Source organism: Photobacterium piscicola (genome assembly GCF_046058925.1).
Lineage (GTDB): Bacteria > Pseudomonadota > Gammaproteobacteria > Enterobacterales > Vibrionaceae > Photobacterium > Photobacterium piscicola.
In genome coordinates this window covers 1,808,026-1,824,419 of sequence record NZ_CP175534.1, presented here as the reverse complement: position 1 = coordinate 1,824,419, position 16,394 = coordinate 1,808,026, and the positions used below count along the sequence as shown (strand labels likewise).

The 16,394-nt window shown below is 37.4% G+C and carries 19 protein-coding genes; 9 read left to right on the top strand and 10 right to left on the bottom strand.

Annotated elements, in window-relative coordinates; genetic code table 11:
* Positions 1 to 38: 38 nt before the first annotated feature.
* Entirely contained in the window at positions 39 to 1,214 is a 1,176-nt protein-coding gene (gene purT / locus ACJZU6_RS08720) for a formate-dependent phosphoribosylglycinamide formyltransferase (RefSeq protein ID WP_408900091.1), read from the top strand.
* 77 nt (positions 1,215 to 1,291) lie between these two features.
* Here purT and ACJZU6_RS08715 read toward each other — a convergent pair whose 3' ends face one another.
* The 3 genes from ACJZU6_RS08715 to ACJZU6_RS08705 all read right to left on the bottom strand — a co-directional run bounded on the left by ACJZU6_RS08715 (position 1,292) and on the right by ACJZU6_RS08705 (position 2,649).
* Positions 1,292 to 1,930 carry a thiopurine S-methyltransferase gene (locus ACJZU6_RS08715; protein WP_408900090.1) on the bottom strand — a complete coding sequence of 213 codons (639 nt, stop codon included), beginning with the start codon at positions 1,928 to 1,930 and terminating at the stop codon, positions 1,292 to 1,294.
* A gap of 65 nt (positions 1,931 to 1,995) precedes the next feature.
* Complete coding sequence (locus tag ACJZU6_RS08710; protein WP_408900089.1) at positions 1,996 to 2,277, bottom strand: hypothetical protein; 282 nt, start codon at positions 2,275 to 2,277, stop codon at positions 1,996 to 1,998.
* 78 nt (positions 2,278 to 2,355) lie between these two features.
* Positions 2,356 to 2,649, bottom strand: a complete 294-nt coding sequence (locus ACJZU6_RS08705) for a hypothetical protein (RefSeq protein WP_005367981.1) — start codon at positions 2,647 to 2,649, stop codon at positions 2,356 to 2,358.
* 238 nt (positions 2,650 to 2,887) lie between these two features.
* Here ACJZU6_RS08705 and ACJZU6_RS08700 point away from each other — a divergent pair, with 238 nt between their 5' ends.
* On the top strand, positions 2,888 to 3,295 hold the full coding sequence (locus ACJZU6_RS08700) for a nitrous oxide-stimulated promoter family protein (protein ID WP_408900088.1): 408 nt from the start codon (positions 2,888 to 2,890) through the stop codon (positions 3,293 to 3,295).
* Positions 3,296 to 3,442: 147 nt separating this feature from the next.
* On the opposite strand, the gene ACJZU6_RS08695 is transcribed toward ACJZU6_RS08700, so the two are convergent.
* Together ACJZU6_RS08695 and ACJZU6_RS08690 are read right to left on the bottom strand one after the other, a co-directional pair.
* Positions 3,443 to 3,811: a spore gernimation protein gene (locus tag ACJZU6_RS08695; protein ID WP_080157549.1), complete on the bottom strand. Its 369-nt coding sequence runs from the start codon at positions 3,809 to 3,811 to the stop codon at positions 3,443 to 3,445.
* A gap of 79 nt (positions 3,812 to 3,890) precedes the next feature.
* On the bottom strand, positions 3,891 to 4,580 hold the full coding sequence (locus ACJZU6_RS08690; protein ID WP_408900087.1) for a pseudouridine synthase: 690 nt from the start codon (positions 4,578 to 4,580) through the stop codon (positions 3,891 to 3,893).
* A 347-nt stretch (positions 4,581 to 4,927) separates the two neighbouring features.
* On the opposite strand from ACJZU6_RS08690, the gene ACJZU6_RS08685 reads away from it, so the two are divergent.
* Positions 4,928 to 5,701: a class I SAM-dependent methyltransferase gene (locus ACJZU6_RS08685; protein WP_080157553.1), complete on the top strand. Its 774-nt coding sequence runs from the start codon at positions 4,928 to 4,930 to the stop codon at positions 5,699 to 5,701.
* A 99-nt stretch (positions 5,702 to 5,800) separates the two neighbouring features.
* Here the strand turns inward: ACJZU6_RS08685 and hpf are convergent, their stop codons facing one another.
* Positions 5,801 to 6,190: a ribosome hibernation-promoting factor, HPF/YfiA family gene (gene hpf / locus ACJZU6_RS08680; RefSeq protein ID WP_045040496.1), complete on the bottom strand. Its 390-nt coding sequence runs from the start codon at positions 6,188 to 6,190 to the stop codon at positions 5,801 to 5,803.
* A 487-nt stretch (positions 6,191 to 6,677) separates the two neighbouring features.
* Here hpf and ACJZU6_RS08675 point away from each other — a divergent pair, with 487 nt between their 5' ends.
* The gene (locus ACJZU6_RS08675) at positions 6,678 to 8,039 is read left to right on the top strand and encodes a phosphatidylserine decarboxylase family protein (protein ID WP_107277171.1); all 1,362 of its coding nucleotides are present in this window, start codon (positions 6,678 to 6,680) and stop codon (positions 8,037 to 8,039) included.
* Between the two features lie 50 nt (positions 8,040 to 8,089).
* On the opposite strand, the gene ACJZU6_RS08670 is transcribed toward ACJZU6_RS08675, so the two are convergent.
* Positions 8,090 to 8,464, bottom strand: coding sequence for a hypothetical protein (locus ACJZU6_RS08670; protein ID WP_080157556.1), 375 nt, complete (start codon positions 8,462 to 8,464; stop codon positions 8,090 to 8,092).
* 112 nt (positions 8,465 to 8,576) lie between these two features.
* Positions 8,577 to 9,098, bottom strand: a complete 522-nt coding sequence (locus ACJZU6_RS08665) for a hypothetical protein (protein WP_080157558.1) — start codon at positions 9,096 to 9,098, stop codon at positions 8,577 to 8,579.
* A gap of 557 nt (positions 9,099 to 9,655) precedes the next feature.
* Here ACJZU6_RS08665 and ACJZU6_RS08660 point away from each other — a divergent pair.
* Positions 9,656 to 9,883 carry a hypothetical protein gene (locus ACJZU6_RS08660; RefSeq protein WP_080157559.1) on the top strand — a complete coding sequence of 76 codons (228 nt, stop codon included), beginning with the start codon at positions 9,656 to 9,658 and terminating at the stop codon, positions 9,881 to 9,883.
* A gap of 59 nt (positions 9,884 to 9,942) precedes the next feature.
* Here the strand turns inward: ACJZU6_RS08660 and ACJZU6_RS08655 are convergent, their stop codons facing one another.
* A complete protein-coding gene (locus ACJZU6_RS08655) occupies positions 9,943 to 10,539 on the bottom strand; it encodes a sugar O-acetyltransferase (RefSeq protein WP_080157561.1) in 597 nt (198 codons plus the stop codon).
* A gap of 215 nt (positions 10,540 to 10,754) precedes the next feature.
* Between ACJZU6_RS08655 and ACJZU6_RS08650 the strand changes: the two genes are divergently transcribed.
* Together ACJZU6_RS08650 and ACJZU6_RS08645 are read left to right on the top strand one after the other, a co-directional pair.
* Positions 10,755 to 11,894, top strand: a complete 1,140-nt coding sequence (locus tag ACJZU6_RS08650) for a cytochrome-c peroxidase (RefSeq protein WP_408900086.1) — start codon at positions 10,755 to 10,757, stop codon at positions 11,892 to 11,894.
* A 10-nt stretch (positions 11,895 to 11,904) separates the two neighbouring features.
* Positions 11,905 to 12,393, top strand: coding sequence for a hypothetical protein (locus tag ACJZU6_RS08645; protein ID WP_408900085.1), 489 nt, complete (start codon positions 11,905 to 11,907; stop codon positions 12,391 to 12,393).
* Positions 12,394 to 12,452: 59 nt separating this feature from the next.
* Here ACJZU6_RS08645 and ACJZU6_RS08640 read toward each other — a convergent pair whose 3' ends face one another.
* Positions 12,453 to 13,832, bottom strand: a complete 1,380-nt coding sequence (locus ACJZU6_RS08640; RefSeq protein ID WP_408900084.1) for a lytic polysaccharide monooxygenase — start codon at positions 13,830 to 13,832, stop codon at positions 12,453 to 12,455.
* A 484-nt stretch (positions 13,833 to 14,316) separates the two neighbouring features.
* Between ACJZU6_RS08640 and ACJZU6_RS08635 the strand changes: the two genes are divergently transcribed.
* Positions 14,317 to 14,967 (top strand): 2OG-Fe dioxygenase family protein, encoded by a 651-nt coding sequence (locus ACJZU6_RS08635; protein WP_408900934.1) that lies wholly within the window; start codon positions 14,317 to 14,319, stop codon positions 14,965 to 14,967.
* Complete coding sequence (locus ACJZU6_RS08630; protein ID WP_080157570.1) at positions 14,957 to 16,201, top strand: cysteine desulfurase-like protein; 1,245 nt, start codon at positions 14,957 to 14,959, stop codon at positions 16,199 to 16,201. The genes ACJZU6_RS08635 and ACJZU6_RS08630 overlap by 11 nt, the downstream gene beginning before the upstream one ends.
* Positions 16,202 to 16,394 lie beyond the last annotated feature (193 nt).

Below are 16,394 nucleotides of genomic sequence, written 5' to 3'. Positions count from 1 at the left end.
CAGATTTCACCTTTAATGACAAATCGTAAGGAATTTCAATGTTTGGTACAGCTGCTTGTTCTGATGCAACCCGTGTATTACTGCTTGGCTCTGGTGAGTTAGGCAAAGAAGTTGCTATTGAGTGTCAACGTCTTGGTCTTGAAGTGATTGCTGTTGATCGTTATGAGAATGCACCAGCAATGCAGGTAGCCCACCGTAGCCATGTGATTGATATGTTAGATGGTGATGCACTTAAAGGTATTATTGCCCTTGAACAACCCCACTTTGTTGTCCCTGAAATTGAAGCAATTGCGACAGATACTTTAGTTGAACTTGAAAGCCAAGGTGTCAATGTCGTCCCCACCGCTAACGCGACTAAACTGACTATGAACCGTGAAGGTATTCGTCGTCTTGCCGCTGAAACCTTAGCTATTCCAACCTCGCCTTATGAATTTTCTGATCAATATGCCGATTTTGAAGCCTCAGTGCATCGCATTGGCATGCCGTGTGTTGTAAAGCCGATCATGAGTTCATCAGGCAAAGGTCAAAGCGTGATTAAAACTGCCGCAGACATTGAATCAGCATGGCAATACGCACAAGAAGGGGGACGTGCAGGTGCAGGCCGAGTGATTGTTGAAGGCTTTGTCGATTTTGATTATGAAATCACCCTACTCACAGTGCGCGCGGTTGATGGAGTACATTTCTGCGCACCAATTGGTCATCGCCAAGAAGATGGCGACTACCGCGAGTCGTGGCAACCACAGCAAATGTCAAAAGCAGCCTTAAAAGCGGCTGAGGATGTTGCTCAGAAGGTTGTGAATGAATTAGGCGGTTATGGCCTATTTGGGGTCGAATTGTTCGTTAAAGGCGATACAGTGCTGTTTAGCGAGGTATCCCCTCGCCCGCACGATACTGGAATGGTAACCCTGATCTCTCAAGAGTTATCTGAATTTGCATTGCATGTCCGTGCCTTTTTAGGCATGCCAATTACCACGATTACACAGTATGGCGCATCAGCTTCTGCGGTTATTCTTGCTGAAGGTATTTCTACCAATATTCGATTTGATAATTTAACCGCTGCGTTATCTCGCCCACAAACGCAAATAAGACTGTTTGGCAAACCTGAAATCAATGGTCGCCGCCGTCTTGGAGTTGCGCTTACACGCCGTGATAACATTGATACAGCTATCACTGATGCCATTGCTACAGCAGCAGACGTTAACATCATTCTGTAGCCTTAGCGGCGCAATTAAAGACAATAAAGGCGTCACATAGACGCCTTTGTTTTTCCAACTACGCTATTACTCGTTTATTAAACGTCAATTAGCCATACTTCTTCAGCAAAACGCTCAACACCACGCTGACGACGAGGATGGGTGGCATCCGCTTCATCACGCTCTAAGTGGGTTATTTTACAACCACTGAATAACGCTTCTATTTCAGTTCTAGGCACTGAGAATGGAGGCCCATCCATTTGTGGTTGTGGATAATCTAAGGTTACTAATAAAATACGCCCACCAGGTTTAACCAACTGCAATAAACGTTCAACATAACGTTCACGCATTGATTGTGGCATCGCAACCAATGCCGCACGATCATATACCACATCAACCGGTGCAATAGGAACGGTAAAATAGTCCCCTTGGTAGATTGTGATCTCATCAAATGAATACACGTGCTCACAGCCGATCCCAGTGACTAATGGCGTGTAAAGATTCTCAGCAAAAAAGGCTTTTACTGCAATATCGCTAAGTTCAATTCCAACCACATCGTTATGGCGTGCAGCGAGCCAAACCAAGTCTTCAGATTTGCCACACATTGGTACTAACACGCGATCATCACGTTGAGCATTCACCTGTGACCAGTATTTTATTAATAATGGATTAACGTCAGTTAAGTGAAAACCAATTCGATCTTCAGCCCAACGGCTATGCCAAAATTCAGCGTCCATGTATTACCTTCTTTCTTTATATATTTTTTATTTGATGCTAGTTGACCATAAGTCGCTATTGAGACTCAAGGGTTAAGTGCAGATGAAGTAGGAAAAACAGGAAGTGCAGGAAGTGCAGGAAGTGCAGGAAGTGCAGGAAGTGCAGGAAGTGCAGGAAGTGCAGGAAGTGCAGGAAGTGCAGGAAGTGCAGGAAGTGCAGGAAGTGCAGGAAGTGCAGGAAGTGCAGGAAGTGCAGGAAGTGAGAATAAACAAGCTAAACAAGCTAAACAAGCTAATGCAGGTAAATATGTTGCTTTATAATAATCAACAAAAAAGGGATGCCATAGCATCCCCTTTTTATTGACCACGCTGATAGCTAGATCAAAAATCTGTTTTTCAATTTTTCTATCGGAGAGTCATTGAATAACGATTGGAAGCCACTCAGGTTATGAAATTCTGAATAGTTTAATCGAATCACGACGAACCGTTACGCCACGGAAAGTTACTGGCTCTAACAACGTCATTAGTTGCTTAGAAACAAAAAACTTACCGCCATAGCTACGATCACCGCCACGATTAACCCAATCAGCAAATTCATCAGCCAGACTGAACATTGAGTTACCGACTAATAAAACTAGAACTTTAGCAACTTCGCTATCATTCTGACGGTTAAACTCTGCGTCACGAACTTTCTTACGATATTCGTCGACAATTCTTTCAAGGCACTCAAATCTGCTCATATACACCACCATAAAAATCGAGGCGTGGATACTACTGCTCAACTCCCGTTAAATCAAGCCATCTCAGCATGTTTCTTGTGTTTCATCATTAAATTTTTCACTTTAATAACATTATTAATACTTATCACTAAAAAAATTCGTCTTTATCTTCATTTTTTGTCATTTTGATAAAGTTTTATTTAAAATACATCTTTATACGAGTTAGAATAATTCCTTTTACTCATAGTGGTCATAAAACATGAATAAAGAAACTGACTTTCGTCTATTAGGTCGGCTTGACAGTGAATTTAAGACGATAACCGCAATGATTGATATTTATTGTGCAAAACATCATCAAATCAATACTCTAAAATTTCAACGATGTAATAATTGTGACCAATTTAGAGCTTACGTAAAACAGCGACTTGATCGCTGTCCTTATGGAGAAAATAAACCCAGTTGTAAGCAATGCCCTATCCATTGTTATAAGCCACAACAAAAAATTATGTCACAAACGATTATGCGCTATTCAGGCCCTAAAATGATCGTTAAGCATCCAATAATGGCCATTAAGCACTTAATTCATGATAAAAAAACGATACCTGAACGTAACAAAGAAATGCTCTCTAACCATCAAAAAAGAAAAGCGTTACTAGACAAGAAATAAAAGAGACAAACGCCCGCTAATAATCATTTCTTTGTCATTGATGATGATATTTAAAAGCCAAGATATTTTATGATAAGTGTGGAGATAAGACAGAGGCAGTCCTTATGTGTCTAAAGACTGCTTCAGAAATAGCGCGAGGAAAGCTATTTAGTTACGGTAAAAATCAATCACTTCAATTTTTACTGGGGTATTCTTTTTCGTTAGTTCAACTGTAAATTGATCTTCATCGACCACTTTAGCATCTTTAGCGCCTTCACCCACAACGCTCACCCCTTCAATTTTGGTGTAAAGCTTAGTGTAATCATAATGCATAGTGACCGTTACTTTAGTCGGCGCTGTCGTTGATAGTTCAAAAGTACAAATACCAGTTGGACAGAATACATCAATATCATCAGGTGATGTGACCGATACAGTATCAACATTTTTAACAGGCGTTGCTGTAACCGTCGGCTCACTACACCCTGCTAATAACATTGTTGCTGCCACCACAATAAAACCTAATTGACTTTTTTTCACAGATTAATCCTCATTTGATTATATATGTCGTCATACCTATCTAACGTAAGCGCTTCACAACATATATTGAATGTATTCATTATGGGTTGAGATCGTTAATTTCATCAACCGTTAAATAACGCCATTGACCTTCATCAACATCTAACGTTACGCAACCAATGCTCTCACGATGCAAACCTACCACTTTGTTACCAATACTGGCAAACATGCGTTTCACTTGATGAAATTTACCTTCAGTGATCGTTAATAGCACTTGTTTATCATCAACGATAGTTAATATTGCTGGCGCAGTTAACTGCGGTTCACCTTGCAACTTAATTCCTTTAGCAAACAATGTCTTGGCACTTATATCTATCGATTTCCGAAGGTGTACGCGATACACTTTTGGGCATAATTTATTAGGCGAAGTAATATTAAATGACCATCGACCATCATCAGTAATCAAGACTAATCCTGTGGTATCTGCATCTAATCGCCCCACAATATGCAGTTCTTGTGGTCGTTCTATATCAATATAATTGAAAAGTGATGGGTAAACTTCGTCAATATTAGAACAAATTGTTTGCGCAGGTTTATTCATTAATAGATAACGAAATGGGCGAGGGAAAAGTTGCTTACCTGAAAATATTACTTCATTATTTTCATGAACTTGAGCTGAAATATCAGAGATCACGTTGCCGTTAACCTTAATATCACCCTCTTCAATATGAGCAATAGCTTGTGCTTTCGTCAATGCTGTACTTTTACAAATAAATTTATCAAGACGCATAAAAACATCGCTATTTATAAAGCGATTATTATCCTTGTCCGTCAGCAATAAGCAACTGTTAGACGGATATTTAATCTCTCACTATGAAACCTTTATGATAACGATTATTCATATTTACTTACATCACACAGCACTTAAACAGTACTCTGCTGCATTAATCTCGAACACTTAATTTTCCACCCATCTAAATATACCCACACAGAATAAAATGCGATCTATCTCAATAATTTTATTAATTTACAAAATATTGTTTGTCGCAATAATAAAGCTAGGCTAATATCGCGCAACTTTGGTAATACTGCAATTACCATAACCAAGATAATCTCTTTATAATCATTAGGTTAATAATGTCTTATAACGCTTTATACACTGATTTGTCTGGCTACTATGATTTAATGTGTGCTGATATTGATTACCAAGAACAAAGTAATTGTGTCCGTAGACTCCACCAGCTATTTGGCAATCAAGGCACACGTTACCTTGATCTTGCTTGTGGTACTGGTCCTCATGTTGAACATTTTATTGGTTATGGTTATCAAGCAAGTGGCTTAGATATTAATCAACCAATGCTGAACATTGCTCAACAGCGTTGCCCTCAAGCAACATTTGTTCAGCACGATATGTGTAACTTTACTGTTGATGCTCCATTAGACTTAATTACTTGTTTCTTATATTCGCTGCATTACAACGCCAATATTGAAAAGCTGATGCAATGTATTGAAAGTGCATATAATGCCTTAGCTCAAGATGGTGTTTTTTGTTTCAATGCCGTTGATAAAGATAAAATCGATAACAACTCTTTTGTTCGCCATACAACTGAATTTGAAGACAGCCATTTTATGTTTCAATCAGGCTGGAATTACTGTGGTGAAGGAGAGCATCAACAATTACAACTTCACATTGAAAAAACAAGTGACAATGTAACGCAATCTTGGCGTGATAATCACCCAATGGTGGCAATCAACTATGCTCAATTACAGCAGTTATTAGCACCCTTTTTTGATGTGACCATGTTTGAACATAGCTACGACAAAATAGTGCCTTGGAATGGCCGTTCTGGTAATGCTATTTTTGTGTGTGTTAAAAAAGAAAACGTCATCATCAATCAACAAGCCGCATAAAAAAACCTCGATCAATATAACTTGATCGAGGCTTCATTTGCTTAACTAATAATAATATTACTGTGCCGTATTGTTATAATACAGCACGTTAAAGCGCTATTATTTTTCGTTTTCAGCAATAACTACATCGGCAGCAGCTTCTGCTGACGCTTCTTCTTCTTTAAGGAAGTTTTCTTTGTCACGTTCATTTAATTCAGAACGGTGAGCAAGTGGCTTCTCTTTTTTCTTGATGATTTGGCGTTCTAAACGAGCAAATGCAGCGCTTAGTGCTTCGCTTAATTCTTTTTCATCAGCAGATGCTTCAATATCACCTACGCTAGTCTTAACCGCAATCTCGACAATAAATTGACGGCCTGGTTCTAGCTTCATAAATACATTACGGCTATGGAAAGCCACTTGGAATTTATCAAATTTAGCAAACTCAGATTCAATATGAGCTTCCATGTAGTCAGGTAATTCAAAACCTTTAGCAGTTACTTTTAAAGTCATTTTTTTATCCACCAATAATTTATTAAGTTATTTATTGTTTGTGCTATTAAGATGAACCTAAATTAAAAAACAAAACGTGACATAGATCACACTTCCAAATCATAGCTATTGAACATATATTTAATAAAACCTGTTAAATCAACTACAAACAATCACAAATAGTGTAAAAAACAATCACAAATAAAATAACTGTTCATTAAAAACACCATTTATCTATCTTTCTATCTCCTTGGTTTTTCCGAAAAAAAATATTTAAATAAAATTAGATCTAAATGATTGATCTGGTCTATGTTTTATCTCACTAATGTTTAAATCTTATTTAATTACCTATTTATAATAATTGATTACGTAAATTTGAGTTTTAATCTTTAGGTTTTAGATAATGACTTAAATAGATAGTACGGCTAATGTGATTGCATCATATATATTTAATATGTGATTTATGCTTTAGCGTTTTTAAATTTAAATTATCATTTGGTATAGAATTATGAATCAGACATACCCTCTATTAAAAGGCAATTGGCTTCCTAAAAATAAAGCCCATGTTGCAGCTTGGATTAAAGATTTAAAAACTCGTACGCATTTAACATCTAATACTATTGCTCAGCCTATTATCGATTTTAAAGAATTGGTAGAGAATGACCCTACGCTACTACGCCTTTCACAAGATATGTTTAGTGAAGCTAAAAGCCACAAAGAATTAACGCCTTTAGAAACACCAGAGGTGAATGACTTTGATGAATTTTTAGTTTTACTGAATCATATAATGACGCAAGCACCAGAGTGCACTGAGTTTTTAGATCCTAAAACAGGCGCACTTGAACCATGTGGTTTAATTGGTTTCCCTATTAATGCGCTACTTGATTGGCCAATGGCAACAGATTCAGGTTATGCGTTCTTTGCAAACGAACTTGTTAACCAACAATTTAAGAAAATTCTGACTTACTGGAGTTTATACCTTTCATCTCCAGCATCACGCTCAGTATTAATTGAAAACCATCCAGATCGCACACCAAAAGTCTTTGGTTGGTTAAGTGATAACGCCCAAAAAGAAATGGTCACTGTCGCTTGTCAGGCAGAAGCCAGTGATTCAGAAAATCATGATAAGCCGTTTGAGCATTTCTTTAACTGTGATCCAACAGATCAACACTATGGTTTTAAATCATGGGATGACTTCTTTACTCGTACATTTAAAGACGGCGTAAGACCTATTGCTGAAGGTGATGATGTTATTGCTAACGCCTGTGAGTCAGCACCATTACAGGTTGTTACCAATGTCGCTAAATCTTCAAATTTCTGGCTTAAAGGTCAACCCTATTCATTAGAAAACATGATGGATTTTGATCCACTAGCTGAACAATTTGTTGGCGGTACAGTTTATCAAGCATTCCTTAGTGCATTAAGCTACCACCGCTGGAACAGTCCAGTAACGGGTACTGTTAAAAAGACTTACATGGTTAACGGCTCATATTACTTAGGTAACCGTTACCAAGGCTTTAATAACCCAGACGGTGCCGACGATAGTGCGCCTAACAATTCACAACCATTCTTAACTGCGGTTGCGACACGTGCTGTTATCTTTATTGAATCAGATAACCCTAACATTGGCTTAATGTGCTTTATTGCTATTGGTATGGCTGAAGTGTCTTCTTGTGCTGTGACTGTTGAAGAAGGCCAACATATTAATAAAGGTGATGAACTTGGTATGTTCCACTTTGGTGGTTCTACACACTGCCTAATCTTCAAACCAGAAGTAGAGCTAGAGTTTGATTTCCACAATACAGCACCAGGTCTTGATGCAACCAACATTCCAGTATGTTCTCGTATTGCGACAGTAAAGAATAAATAGTACTGCTAATAAGACAAATACTAAGGCAGCCTCATTTCAGGCTGCTTTTTTTATGCTTTAACTTGCCAACCCGAACGCGTTTTAATAAAGATGACTTGCTGTTGGTTGCTACTGATATCCCCTGCTTTATATCGTCCATATTCCATAGACAATGCATGCAAGCCTAAACCTGAGTCTTGAGTATCTTTACTGATCACATGGTTTTCTTGATTTTGAATAAATCGAATGTCGTAACTCACTTCAGCGACATATTGATCATATTTTTTATAACCACTAACTTTAACGAAATTATCAACAGTTAAGATTGAACTCGCTTTTGAGGACTGTGCTGCGGAATAAAAGGCGTGTTCTAATATGGTGTCATTAGGTATTTCTGTACACCCAGCGAGAAAAGGAATCATCGCTATACCTATATGTTTGTTCATACCAACATCCTTTGTCATTAACAATAAGAAACAGATATCATATTAAGTGACGTTATCTATAATGACAAAGGAAAAACAGCGTTATACTCATTTTCTGTGTTACAGACACCATTTATAATGCAGCAACACGACGGGTTTCTTTTACCCAATGGTTTATCAATTTACCGATAGCTTCTGTATTTGCGTATTGGTGCCTATCACCCATGATCTCGACACAACTTATATTATGCTTACCCGCAACGGCTGCTGCGATTTCAGCGTATGATCCAAAAGGATCGTGGTTTTCTTGAATAATCAATACCGGCTGACCTTTTTCATCCAGTGCTGGCAATAAATCATGTTCGGATTCAGAAAATAGACTCCATGCCACACCAATCAAGACTAACCGATCCCAGCTAATGGTATTTTGTGCTTTAAGGGTAATTAATGTCCCTATCGATTTAGTAATCACTACATCAAAATGCCCTGATGGTAAATAAGTTAGTTCTTTATCAACGCTAAAAGCTTGTTCATTGTCCCATGCTGCAAAACGATGCATTTCGACTTGCTCTTGACGCCACTGCGTTGCTGATAATATTTTAAATAACCACGATTCAGTAATTGGCATTTTTCCCGGTATCGCTAAAATCTTCATTATTTATCCTTAGTTAGACTTACCATACAAAAAACTAATAATATAATAGTCTTGTTTATCCATTAAGGAGTCACTCAAAAACGCAATATAATTGTTAATTGACATCTATCAATAAATGACCATATAGAGGGAATTATAACTAGATAATTTGTAATTTAAGTATTTCAGAATAGAATTTAAAAACTACTGAATATTGTTTTTATAATATAAGTACGATATATGTTTTTTATTTATGCTATATAAATTAAACCACAATATAAATTGTCCACTAGTTTGATCACACAAAAACAATTTAAAATACAATTAAGCATACTAAATTGATTATATTTTTCATTTCAGACCTGATTGATAATTTATTAGAATGAAATATCTCCATATATTCTGATTCCTTATGCATTATTTTAAATGATATATAAGAAAAATATTTAAATACTATTTTTGTGATTATAAACCTTTAAATATAGACTGTAGTTGTCTACAATTCGCGAGTCACACTTGGTGATTGTTAATACCCATAAGCATTACCTTAAAAATATAGATATCAAAGGATTAATTTCATGAGTAACATGCCTCTTAATGGTGTTTATCGTGCTGTTTTTAAAGCAAATATAGTAATGAGCCAGTCATTACTACAAGATCGATTTCAAATTAGAAAAGATCAGCGACATATCACATTAGAAAAAGTAAAAATGCTCGATAAAAATAGTCAAATAGAGCCAATATTAACCGGTGACTCTTCTGATATTTATAAAAAAATTCAAGAAATAATATTCTCGATTCAATAACAGATCGTATTTTTATATTATGCAGATCTTATTTATATTTATAACTACCATTAATTTGTTTAATACCTTTTCTCTTTATAAAAATAAATTTTATCATGCTCATTAATTTCACGACTAACATTACACGGGTTTCCCATCGCAACCACATTGCTTGGAATATCCCTTGTCACAATACTACCTGCACCAATGACAGTATTATCACCAATTGAGATACCGGGTAAAATTACACACTGAGCACCGATCCAAACATTATTTCCAATTGTCACCGGAATATTAAATTGTGTTACCTGCTGACGTCGCAGGGGATCAATAGGATGCCCTGCTGTTGCTATAGTCACATTCGGACCAATCATGACATCATTACCAATATAAATATGAGTATCATCAACCAAGGTTAAATTGAAATTCACGTACACATTTCGACCCAAATGGGTGTGTTTACCCCAATTTGCATGCAAAGGCGGCTCGATATAACATCCCTCACCTACTTCAGCAAACAATTGCTGCATCAGTTGAGTACGTTTTTCTATTTCAGAAGGTCGAGTATGATTAAAATCATAAAGCACTTCTAAACATGCTAATTGTCGTTCTGCAAGAGCATCATCACAAGCATAAACTTGTTGGCTATGTAATTTATCTTCAGGATTAACTATCATTATTTAATTTATCACCTTAATATTGTTAAATTAAAACTAACACAGCCGAGCTTGATTGCTCTAATAATACTGGTGTAATTAGTATCAAAAATAGAGAAAGATCACTCAATTCTTTTTCCGCATTTTTTGTTGCAACTTGATACATAAAATCACATGCGAACCCCACCTATCTCAATTACAATCAGCCCTTCTTTTCGCAAAATTTAATATAGATCATGGGTGTTACCTTTCATACTGTTCCAATGTTATTGTTAAGTCTGCTCTTAGTTTTATCATCACCTTTATACGCGGCTCAAAAGATCATCGATGACACTCGACTTACCGCAACACAGACACTAGGGCGTTATCTATTTAATGATAATCGACTCTCTAAAACAGGAAATCGCAGCTGCGCCTTATGTCATGCTCCCGATTTAGGCTGGACAAACCGCTTTGCTAAAGTTCCAGATATTCACGGTAACCCAACCACATTAAATACGCCGTCACTCCTAAATAGCGTCATGCTAACGACATTCATGCAACGTCAACCATATTTAACAACGTTAGAAGATGCGATTACATTACCATTATTTTCACTACATCCACCTGAAATGGGAATGACCGATGCATTATTACTGACACGATTACAACAAGCATCAGCTTTATATAAACCTCTTTTTAAGGCCAGTTTTGGAGATAGCCGCATAACCACAACCAGAGTGCTCACCGCTCTTAGTCATTATGTCGCCACGATTAGTGATACTAATACGGCCTATAAGGCATTTCTTGATGGTGACAATACAGCCCTTAATGATCAGCAACAACAAGGGTTGGCATTATTTACCAGTCAACGACTTAACTGCTTTCAATGCCATAGCGGATCACTATTAAATCAGCCTCTTATCCATAATTCACTCTATTACAACACCGGTCTTTATGGTATTAAAAACAATGCTGGTGATTATGGCTATCCTCAGCATGAAATGGGATTACGTTACTTTACTCAACAAACATTTGATGATGGTAAATTCCGTATTCCATCGTTGATCAATGTCACTAATACAGGTCCATGGGGACATGATGGCAGTTTTCATCATCTTGGAGCCGTTCTCGATAGTTATGCAGCGGGCGGTCGAGTGATCACTATTGGTCCAAATAAAGGCGACGGGCGTCAACATCCAAATAAAGATCCTCATTTGCAAGGCTTCACATTAACAACAACAGAAAAACAGGCATTATTGGCTTTTTTTTCAAGTTTAAATACGCGAGATATGAGTCATGACTTTGCGCATCAAAGCCCTTTTTGCCAAATTGTTCCACTAAAAACTAAGCAAGACTTACCTAATTGTATTGCCCCTTTTCCACTCCAAAAATAAGCATAATATAATGAAAAAAACACTGTCAGTGTTGCTCTTACTCATCACTAGTTCATCTGCAATTGCAACACCACAACGTCCCTCTGAGGCTGAAATTCAAGGACGAAATACCTATTTTATTACACCTTATAAAACGATCTGTAATGTTGATCTTCAATATCAAGAAACAGCAAATACAGCAGAAGAAGCAATCCAACTAGAACAAATTTTTGAGACATCATTAGGTTATGCATTAACCCTTAATGCTAAAGGTCAAGCTTATGTTCAATTAGCCATTAAAGAATGGAATGAAAAGATGGTTTTTGCGACAGATCCTAATATTACATTCACCATTAGGGATGCCGACATAAAAGGTCAATATATTACTAACAACTATTGTCTTGAGAAAAATCTCGTTTTACATCATGTTAATACCCATGAATGGGGAAGTTATATCGTAAAACTACAAGGCAAACCGCATCAAGCTATTACTTTTCGCATCGTTAAAGAACAAGAGTAATAAAAACGAACAAGGCCTGCACAGTGGCAGGCCTTTATAAATATTGTTACGCGGGACGACTATAGCTTACGCCATACACCCCACTCGCCAGTTGTTCCTGGCTCTTCACCAACGGTATTCCAATGTGCTTTCCACTGAATACCATTATGAATAGCAACATCATTTTCATTATATGTTTTAGCAACAGACCAAGCTGAAACGTCAGGGATTTCACCTTCCGTTAGTATTTGTGTCCATACATTTGCCTTACCCGGTTCTTCACCTTGTGTCCACCAGCCCGCTTTCCAATTTTTATTGTTATGTATTACGCTATCACCTGCAATATAGGTTGCAGACTTACTCCAGCTACCTTCAGGTAACTCAGGATCTGGTAATTCAGGATCCACAACCGGCGGTAATGGCTCAAGATCTTTGAAAATACTTAACGCAAAACCGTACTTTTCAGCTTCTACCCATACTTGGTTGGCATGAATATTCTTAGTATTAAATTCATATTTAGCGGCAGCTTGGCTCCAAACACCAATAAATAATTTATCTGATGCTAACGCGTTGACTTGCTCTGCTAATGTTTGAGCCCATGTCGCTTGATTCGCAGCAGTGATCACTAAACGCTGATCAACCACTTCAGCACCTGTAACCGGAGCCATTAATCGGAAACGCACCGTATCACCAATGACTGGCGCAAAACCAGGCTTAATAAAGAAACCTGATATAGGGAATAAGTCACCTTCCACAACAGGTGGTGGCGGTGTTATCTCACCATTACCTTGTTTAATCGTAATATCACTACAGTTATAGAAGCCTTCACCTGCAGGATCAATTCGCTGCCAGCGAGAGAATAAAACGACCTTTTCACCCATACGATCTGTCGGTAATTTCACTTTAAAGTTATAAGTATCATAAGGTGTTGCTTCTGTTGGTTCAACATTACCTACTTCATCAACAAGCTCTAAATCATCCCATGTTAATGGCTGTGATTTATCATAATTAGGTTTAGTAATGTAGAACTGCCAAAATGATGGATTATGTGTCGCAGTAGCAACCCATTTGAAATCAAACTCACCGTTAGCATCAACAATCACTTCTGTTTGTTGCCATTCGTTATGCGGAATATCTAGCCCCGCTTTTTTCTGATCGCCACCAGCACATAATAAACCATCGACGACTTGTTTTTTTACCGCTTCAATATTGTTGTAATCAGCCGTTAATGCCGCATTCTCATTTTTTTGTGTAAATGGAAAGGCGTTTGATTTATCCCATAGTGCCTGACATGCAGCATTAGGAATTTTATTTTGCCAATAACCACCATCACGATCACAAACTTCAGTACGTGATGGTGGGAAGTCAGCCCAACCATGCGCACTAACACTACCAATAACGGCAAAATTTGTTGCAATAAGCGCGACGGCTAATGATATTTTGTTTAATTTTAAAGGCATGTTGATCTCTTTTATTAATAAAAGCAGCGTCTATCTATTGAGCGTATAGAAAATAACAGTGCTATCGTTTTCATATTTATGCGCGGAATATACGGAACTCATGCAATTGATAAGAAATTGATTTACCCATAATATATATAAGTAAAAATTATATTCATCACAAGCCCATGATATACAACGAGTAAAAAAACAGCCTTTAAAATAAAAGACACACATTGTTACACATGCGAATTTTTACATGCATCTAATTTATCCTTCGTGTCTTATTTACTTCAGAAGATGCTCCGTCTACTCACTCTCATTTATCAATTTACACACCACAAACACGTTACTTTGCTACAACATTAAAGTTTATTAATTAACTTTTTTGTAGATGTAAATTCCATAGTTATCTTTTTACATGCTTATATAGTCGATTAAATTTGTAATATTCAGTTTTATAGACAACCTTAATTATAAGTAGCAAAGTAACAGGAGAAGTATGATGAACACGCCATTAATGTGTAACCTACAACTAACACAACTGAGTGATCATGCCGTGACTGAACTTGCTCCCTCATTTCAATATTTACCTCACACTTCACATGCTGATGGAGAATACCGTTTACGTCGCTATTCCATTGTTCAAATGCATAACGGGAAAATAGAACATTTACCCCCTACAGATTTTGTACAATCTAACGATATAAATCATTTTCAAGGCAACGTTGTACGACACTTTGAAGCATTAGATGAAGCTCTTATTCATTGCGATGGTATGTTAGAAATGTGCGAGTTATTTCAGAGTGCTAATGCCTTACCAGATGATCAACCGATTGAAATCCACCAAATGCGCATTGCCGTACTCAACGGTGAAACGCCGACTTCTCCTGAAGGTATTCATCAAGATGGATTTGAGCATATTGCCGTGATCGGTATTGATCGCCACAATATTAAAGGAGGTGAATTCTTAGTTTATAAAGATAAAACAGCATCACCTTTTCTCTGTACTACCTTGCAACATGGCGAAATGGCAATTTTAGCTGATGATATTTTATGGCATAACGCTCACCCAATTAAGGCGATAAAAAAACACCAACAAGGTTATTGGGATGTATTCGTACTCACCACTAAGGAGATCAAACATGACATTTGATCCCATGATGGTGCGACCTCTCTTTCCCGCTCTCAATCAGCATATTAATCAGCAGCCGGTATTATTTTTTGACGGTCCAGGCGGATCACAGGTTACTCAATCTGTTCTAGATGCAATGAGTCACTATTTAGGTCATTACAATTCAAACTTAGGCGGGGCTTTTTTCTCTAGTGTTGAAACATCGGCGTTAATGGCAACCGCGCGTCATACTGCACAAACATTTGTTAATGCACCATCAGCAAGCAACATGATATTTGGCGCAAATATGACCACACTGACGTTTCAATTAAGTCGTGCAATCAGTCGTGATTGGCAAAAAGGCGATGAAGTGATTGTTACCGCACTCGATCATTATTCCAATGTTTCAAGTTGGCAACAAGCAGCTGAAGATAAAGGAGCGACTGTACATCAAGTACGAATCAACAAAACTAACTGTGATGTAGATTATGAGCATTTCGATGCCCTACTCACACCTCGAACTAAGTTAGTCGCAGTAACGTACGCTTCAAACGTGACAGGATCACTTATTGATGTGCAACGCATTATTACAGCAGCTCATGCCGTCGGTGCCAAGGTATATGTGGATGCTGTGCATTATGCACCACACCGACTAATTGATGTACAAGCTTTAGGTTGTGACTTTTTAGTCTGTTCAGCCTATAAATTCTTTGGTCCTCACCTCGGTATTGCTTATATCGCACCACAATGGGTACAATCATTACGCCCTTATAAAGTAGAACCCGCGCCTAATGATGGGCCAGCACGTTTTGAAACAGGTACGCAAAATTTTGAAAGTTTAGCGGGTTTTATTGCTGCCGTTGATTATTTAGCCGCTTATAGTCGAACTTTAGACACACAAGCATTGTCATTACGCCAGCATCTACGTCGAAGTTTTGACGCTTACCAAACCTATGAACAAACACTAAGCCACTACTTTATTAATAAATTACATCGTTATAATAATGTACAACTATTTGGCCTACCGCATGAGCAACATCGCACGCCCACCTTTGCTATTCGTATTAACGGCATCCAACCAGCAGACGTTGCAATCGCATTAGGAAAACAAAATATCTGCGTCTGGCATGGTCATTTTTATGCTCAAGGTTTATGTGAACAATTAAACCTTATCGATAATGGTGGTGTTATCCGTATTGGGTGCATGCATTACAATACCTTTGACGAAATTGACACCTTATTTAAGGCTCTTGATTGTGACTTAACCCTCAAATAAACTAGCCACCAGATATAAAAGCCCATAAACACACAACATGTCATCTAGGTCTATTAGCGAAACAAAGTATGCTTAATTAGATTAAAAGGTGTAATATCACGCAATGAAACAAATGATTGCGCTAATTTCTATAATTTACAATTAACGCATTTATCTATTATCTTACATCAGTAATAGTATGATATTATTATCA

Coding starts and splice junctions, on each gene's coding strand:
- ACJZU6_RS08630 (WP_080157570.1), top strand. CDS start 14,957: ATGACATTTGATCCCATGATGGTGCGACCTCTCTTTCCCGCTCTCAAT.
- ACJZU6_RS08640 (WP_408900084.1), bottom strand. CDS start 13,832: ATGCCTTTAAAATTAAACAAAATATCATTAGCCGTCGCGCTTATTGCA.
- ACJZU6_RS08670 (WP_080157556.1), bottom strand. CDS start 8,464: ATGAACAAACATATAGGTATAGCGATGATTCCTTTTCTCGCTGGGTGT.
- ACJZU6_RS08700 (WP_408900088.1), top strand. CDS start 2,888: ATGAATAAAGAAACTGACTTTCGTCTATTAGGTCGGCTTGACAGTGAA.
- ACJZU6_RS08665 (WP_080157558.1), bottom strand. CDS start 9,098: ATGAAGATTTTAGCGATACCGGGAAAAATGCCAATTACTGAATCGTGG.
- ACJZU6_RS08650 (WP_408900086.1), top strand. CDS start 10,755: ATGGGTGTTACCTTTCATACTGTTCCAATGTTATTGTTAAGTCTGCTC.
- purT (WP_408900091.1), top strand. CDS start 39: ATGTTTGGTACAGCTGCTTGTTCTGATGCAACCCGTGTATTACTGCTT.
- ACJZU6_RS08675 (WP_107277171.1), top strand. CDS start 6,678: ATGAATCAGACATACCCTCTATTAAAAGGCAATTGGCTTCCTAAAAAT.
- ACJZU6_RS08690 (WP_408900087.1), bottom strand. CDS start 4,580: ATGCGTCTTGATAAATTTATTTGTAAAAGTACAGCATTGACGAAAGCA.
- ACJZU6_RS08715 (WP_408900090.1), bottom strand. CDS start 1,930: ATGGACGCTGAATTTTGGCATAGCCGTTGGGCTGAAGATCGAATTGGT.
- ACJZU6_RS08655 (WP_080157561.1), bottom strand. CDS start 10,539: ATGATAGTTAATCCTGAAGATAAATTACATAGCCAACAAGTTTATGCT.
- ACJZU6_RS08635 (WP_408900934.1), top strand. CDS start 14,317: ATGAACACGCCATTAATGTGTAACCTACAACTAACACAACTGAGTGAT.
- ACJZU6_RS08705 (WP_005367981.1), bottom strand. CDS start 2,649: ATGAGCAGATTTGAGTGCCTTGAAAGAATTGTCGACGAATATCGTAAG.
- ACJZU6_RS08685 (WP_080157553.1), top strand. CDS start 4,928: ATGTCTTATAACGCTTTATACACTGATTTGTCTGGCTACTATGATTTA.
- hpf (WP_045040496.1), bottom strand. CDS start 6,190: ATGACTTTAAAAGTAACTGCTAAAGGTTTTGAATTACCTGACTACATG.
- ACJZU6_RS08660 (WP_080157559.1), top strand. CDS start 9,656: ATGAGTAACATGCCTCTTAATGGTGTTTATCGTGCTGTTTTTAAAGCA.
- ACJZU6_RS08645 (WP_408900085.1), top strand. CDS start 11,905: ATGAAAAAAACACTGTCAGTGTTGCTCTTACTCATCACTAGTTCATCT.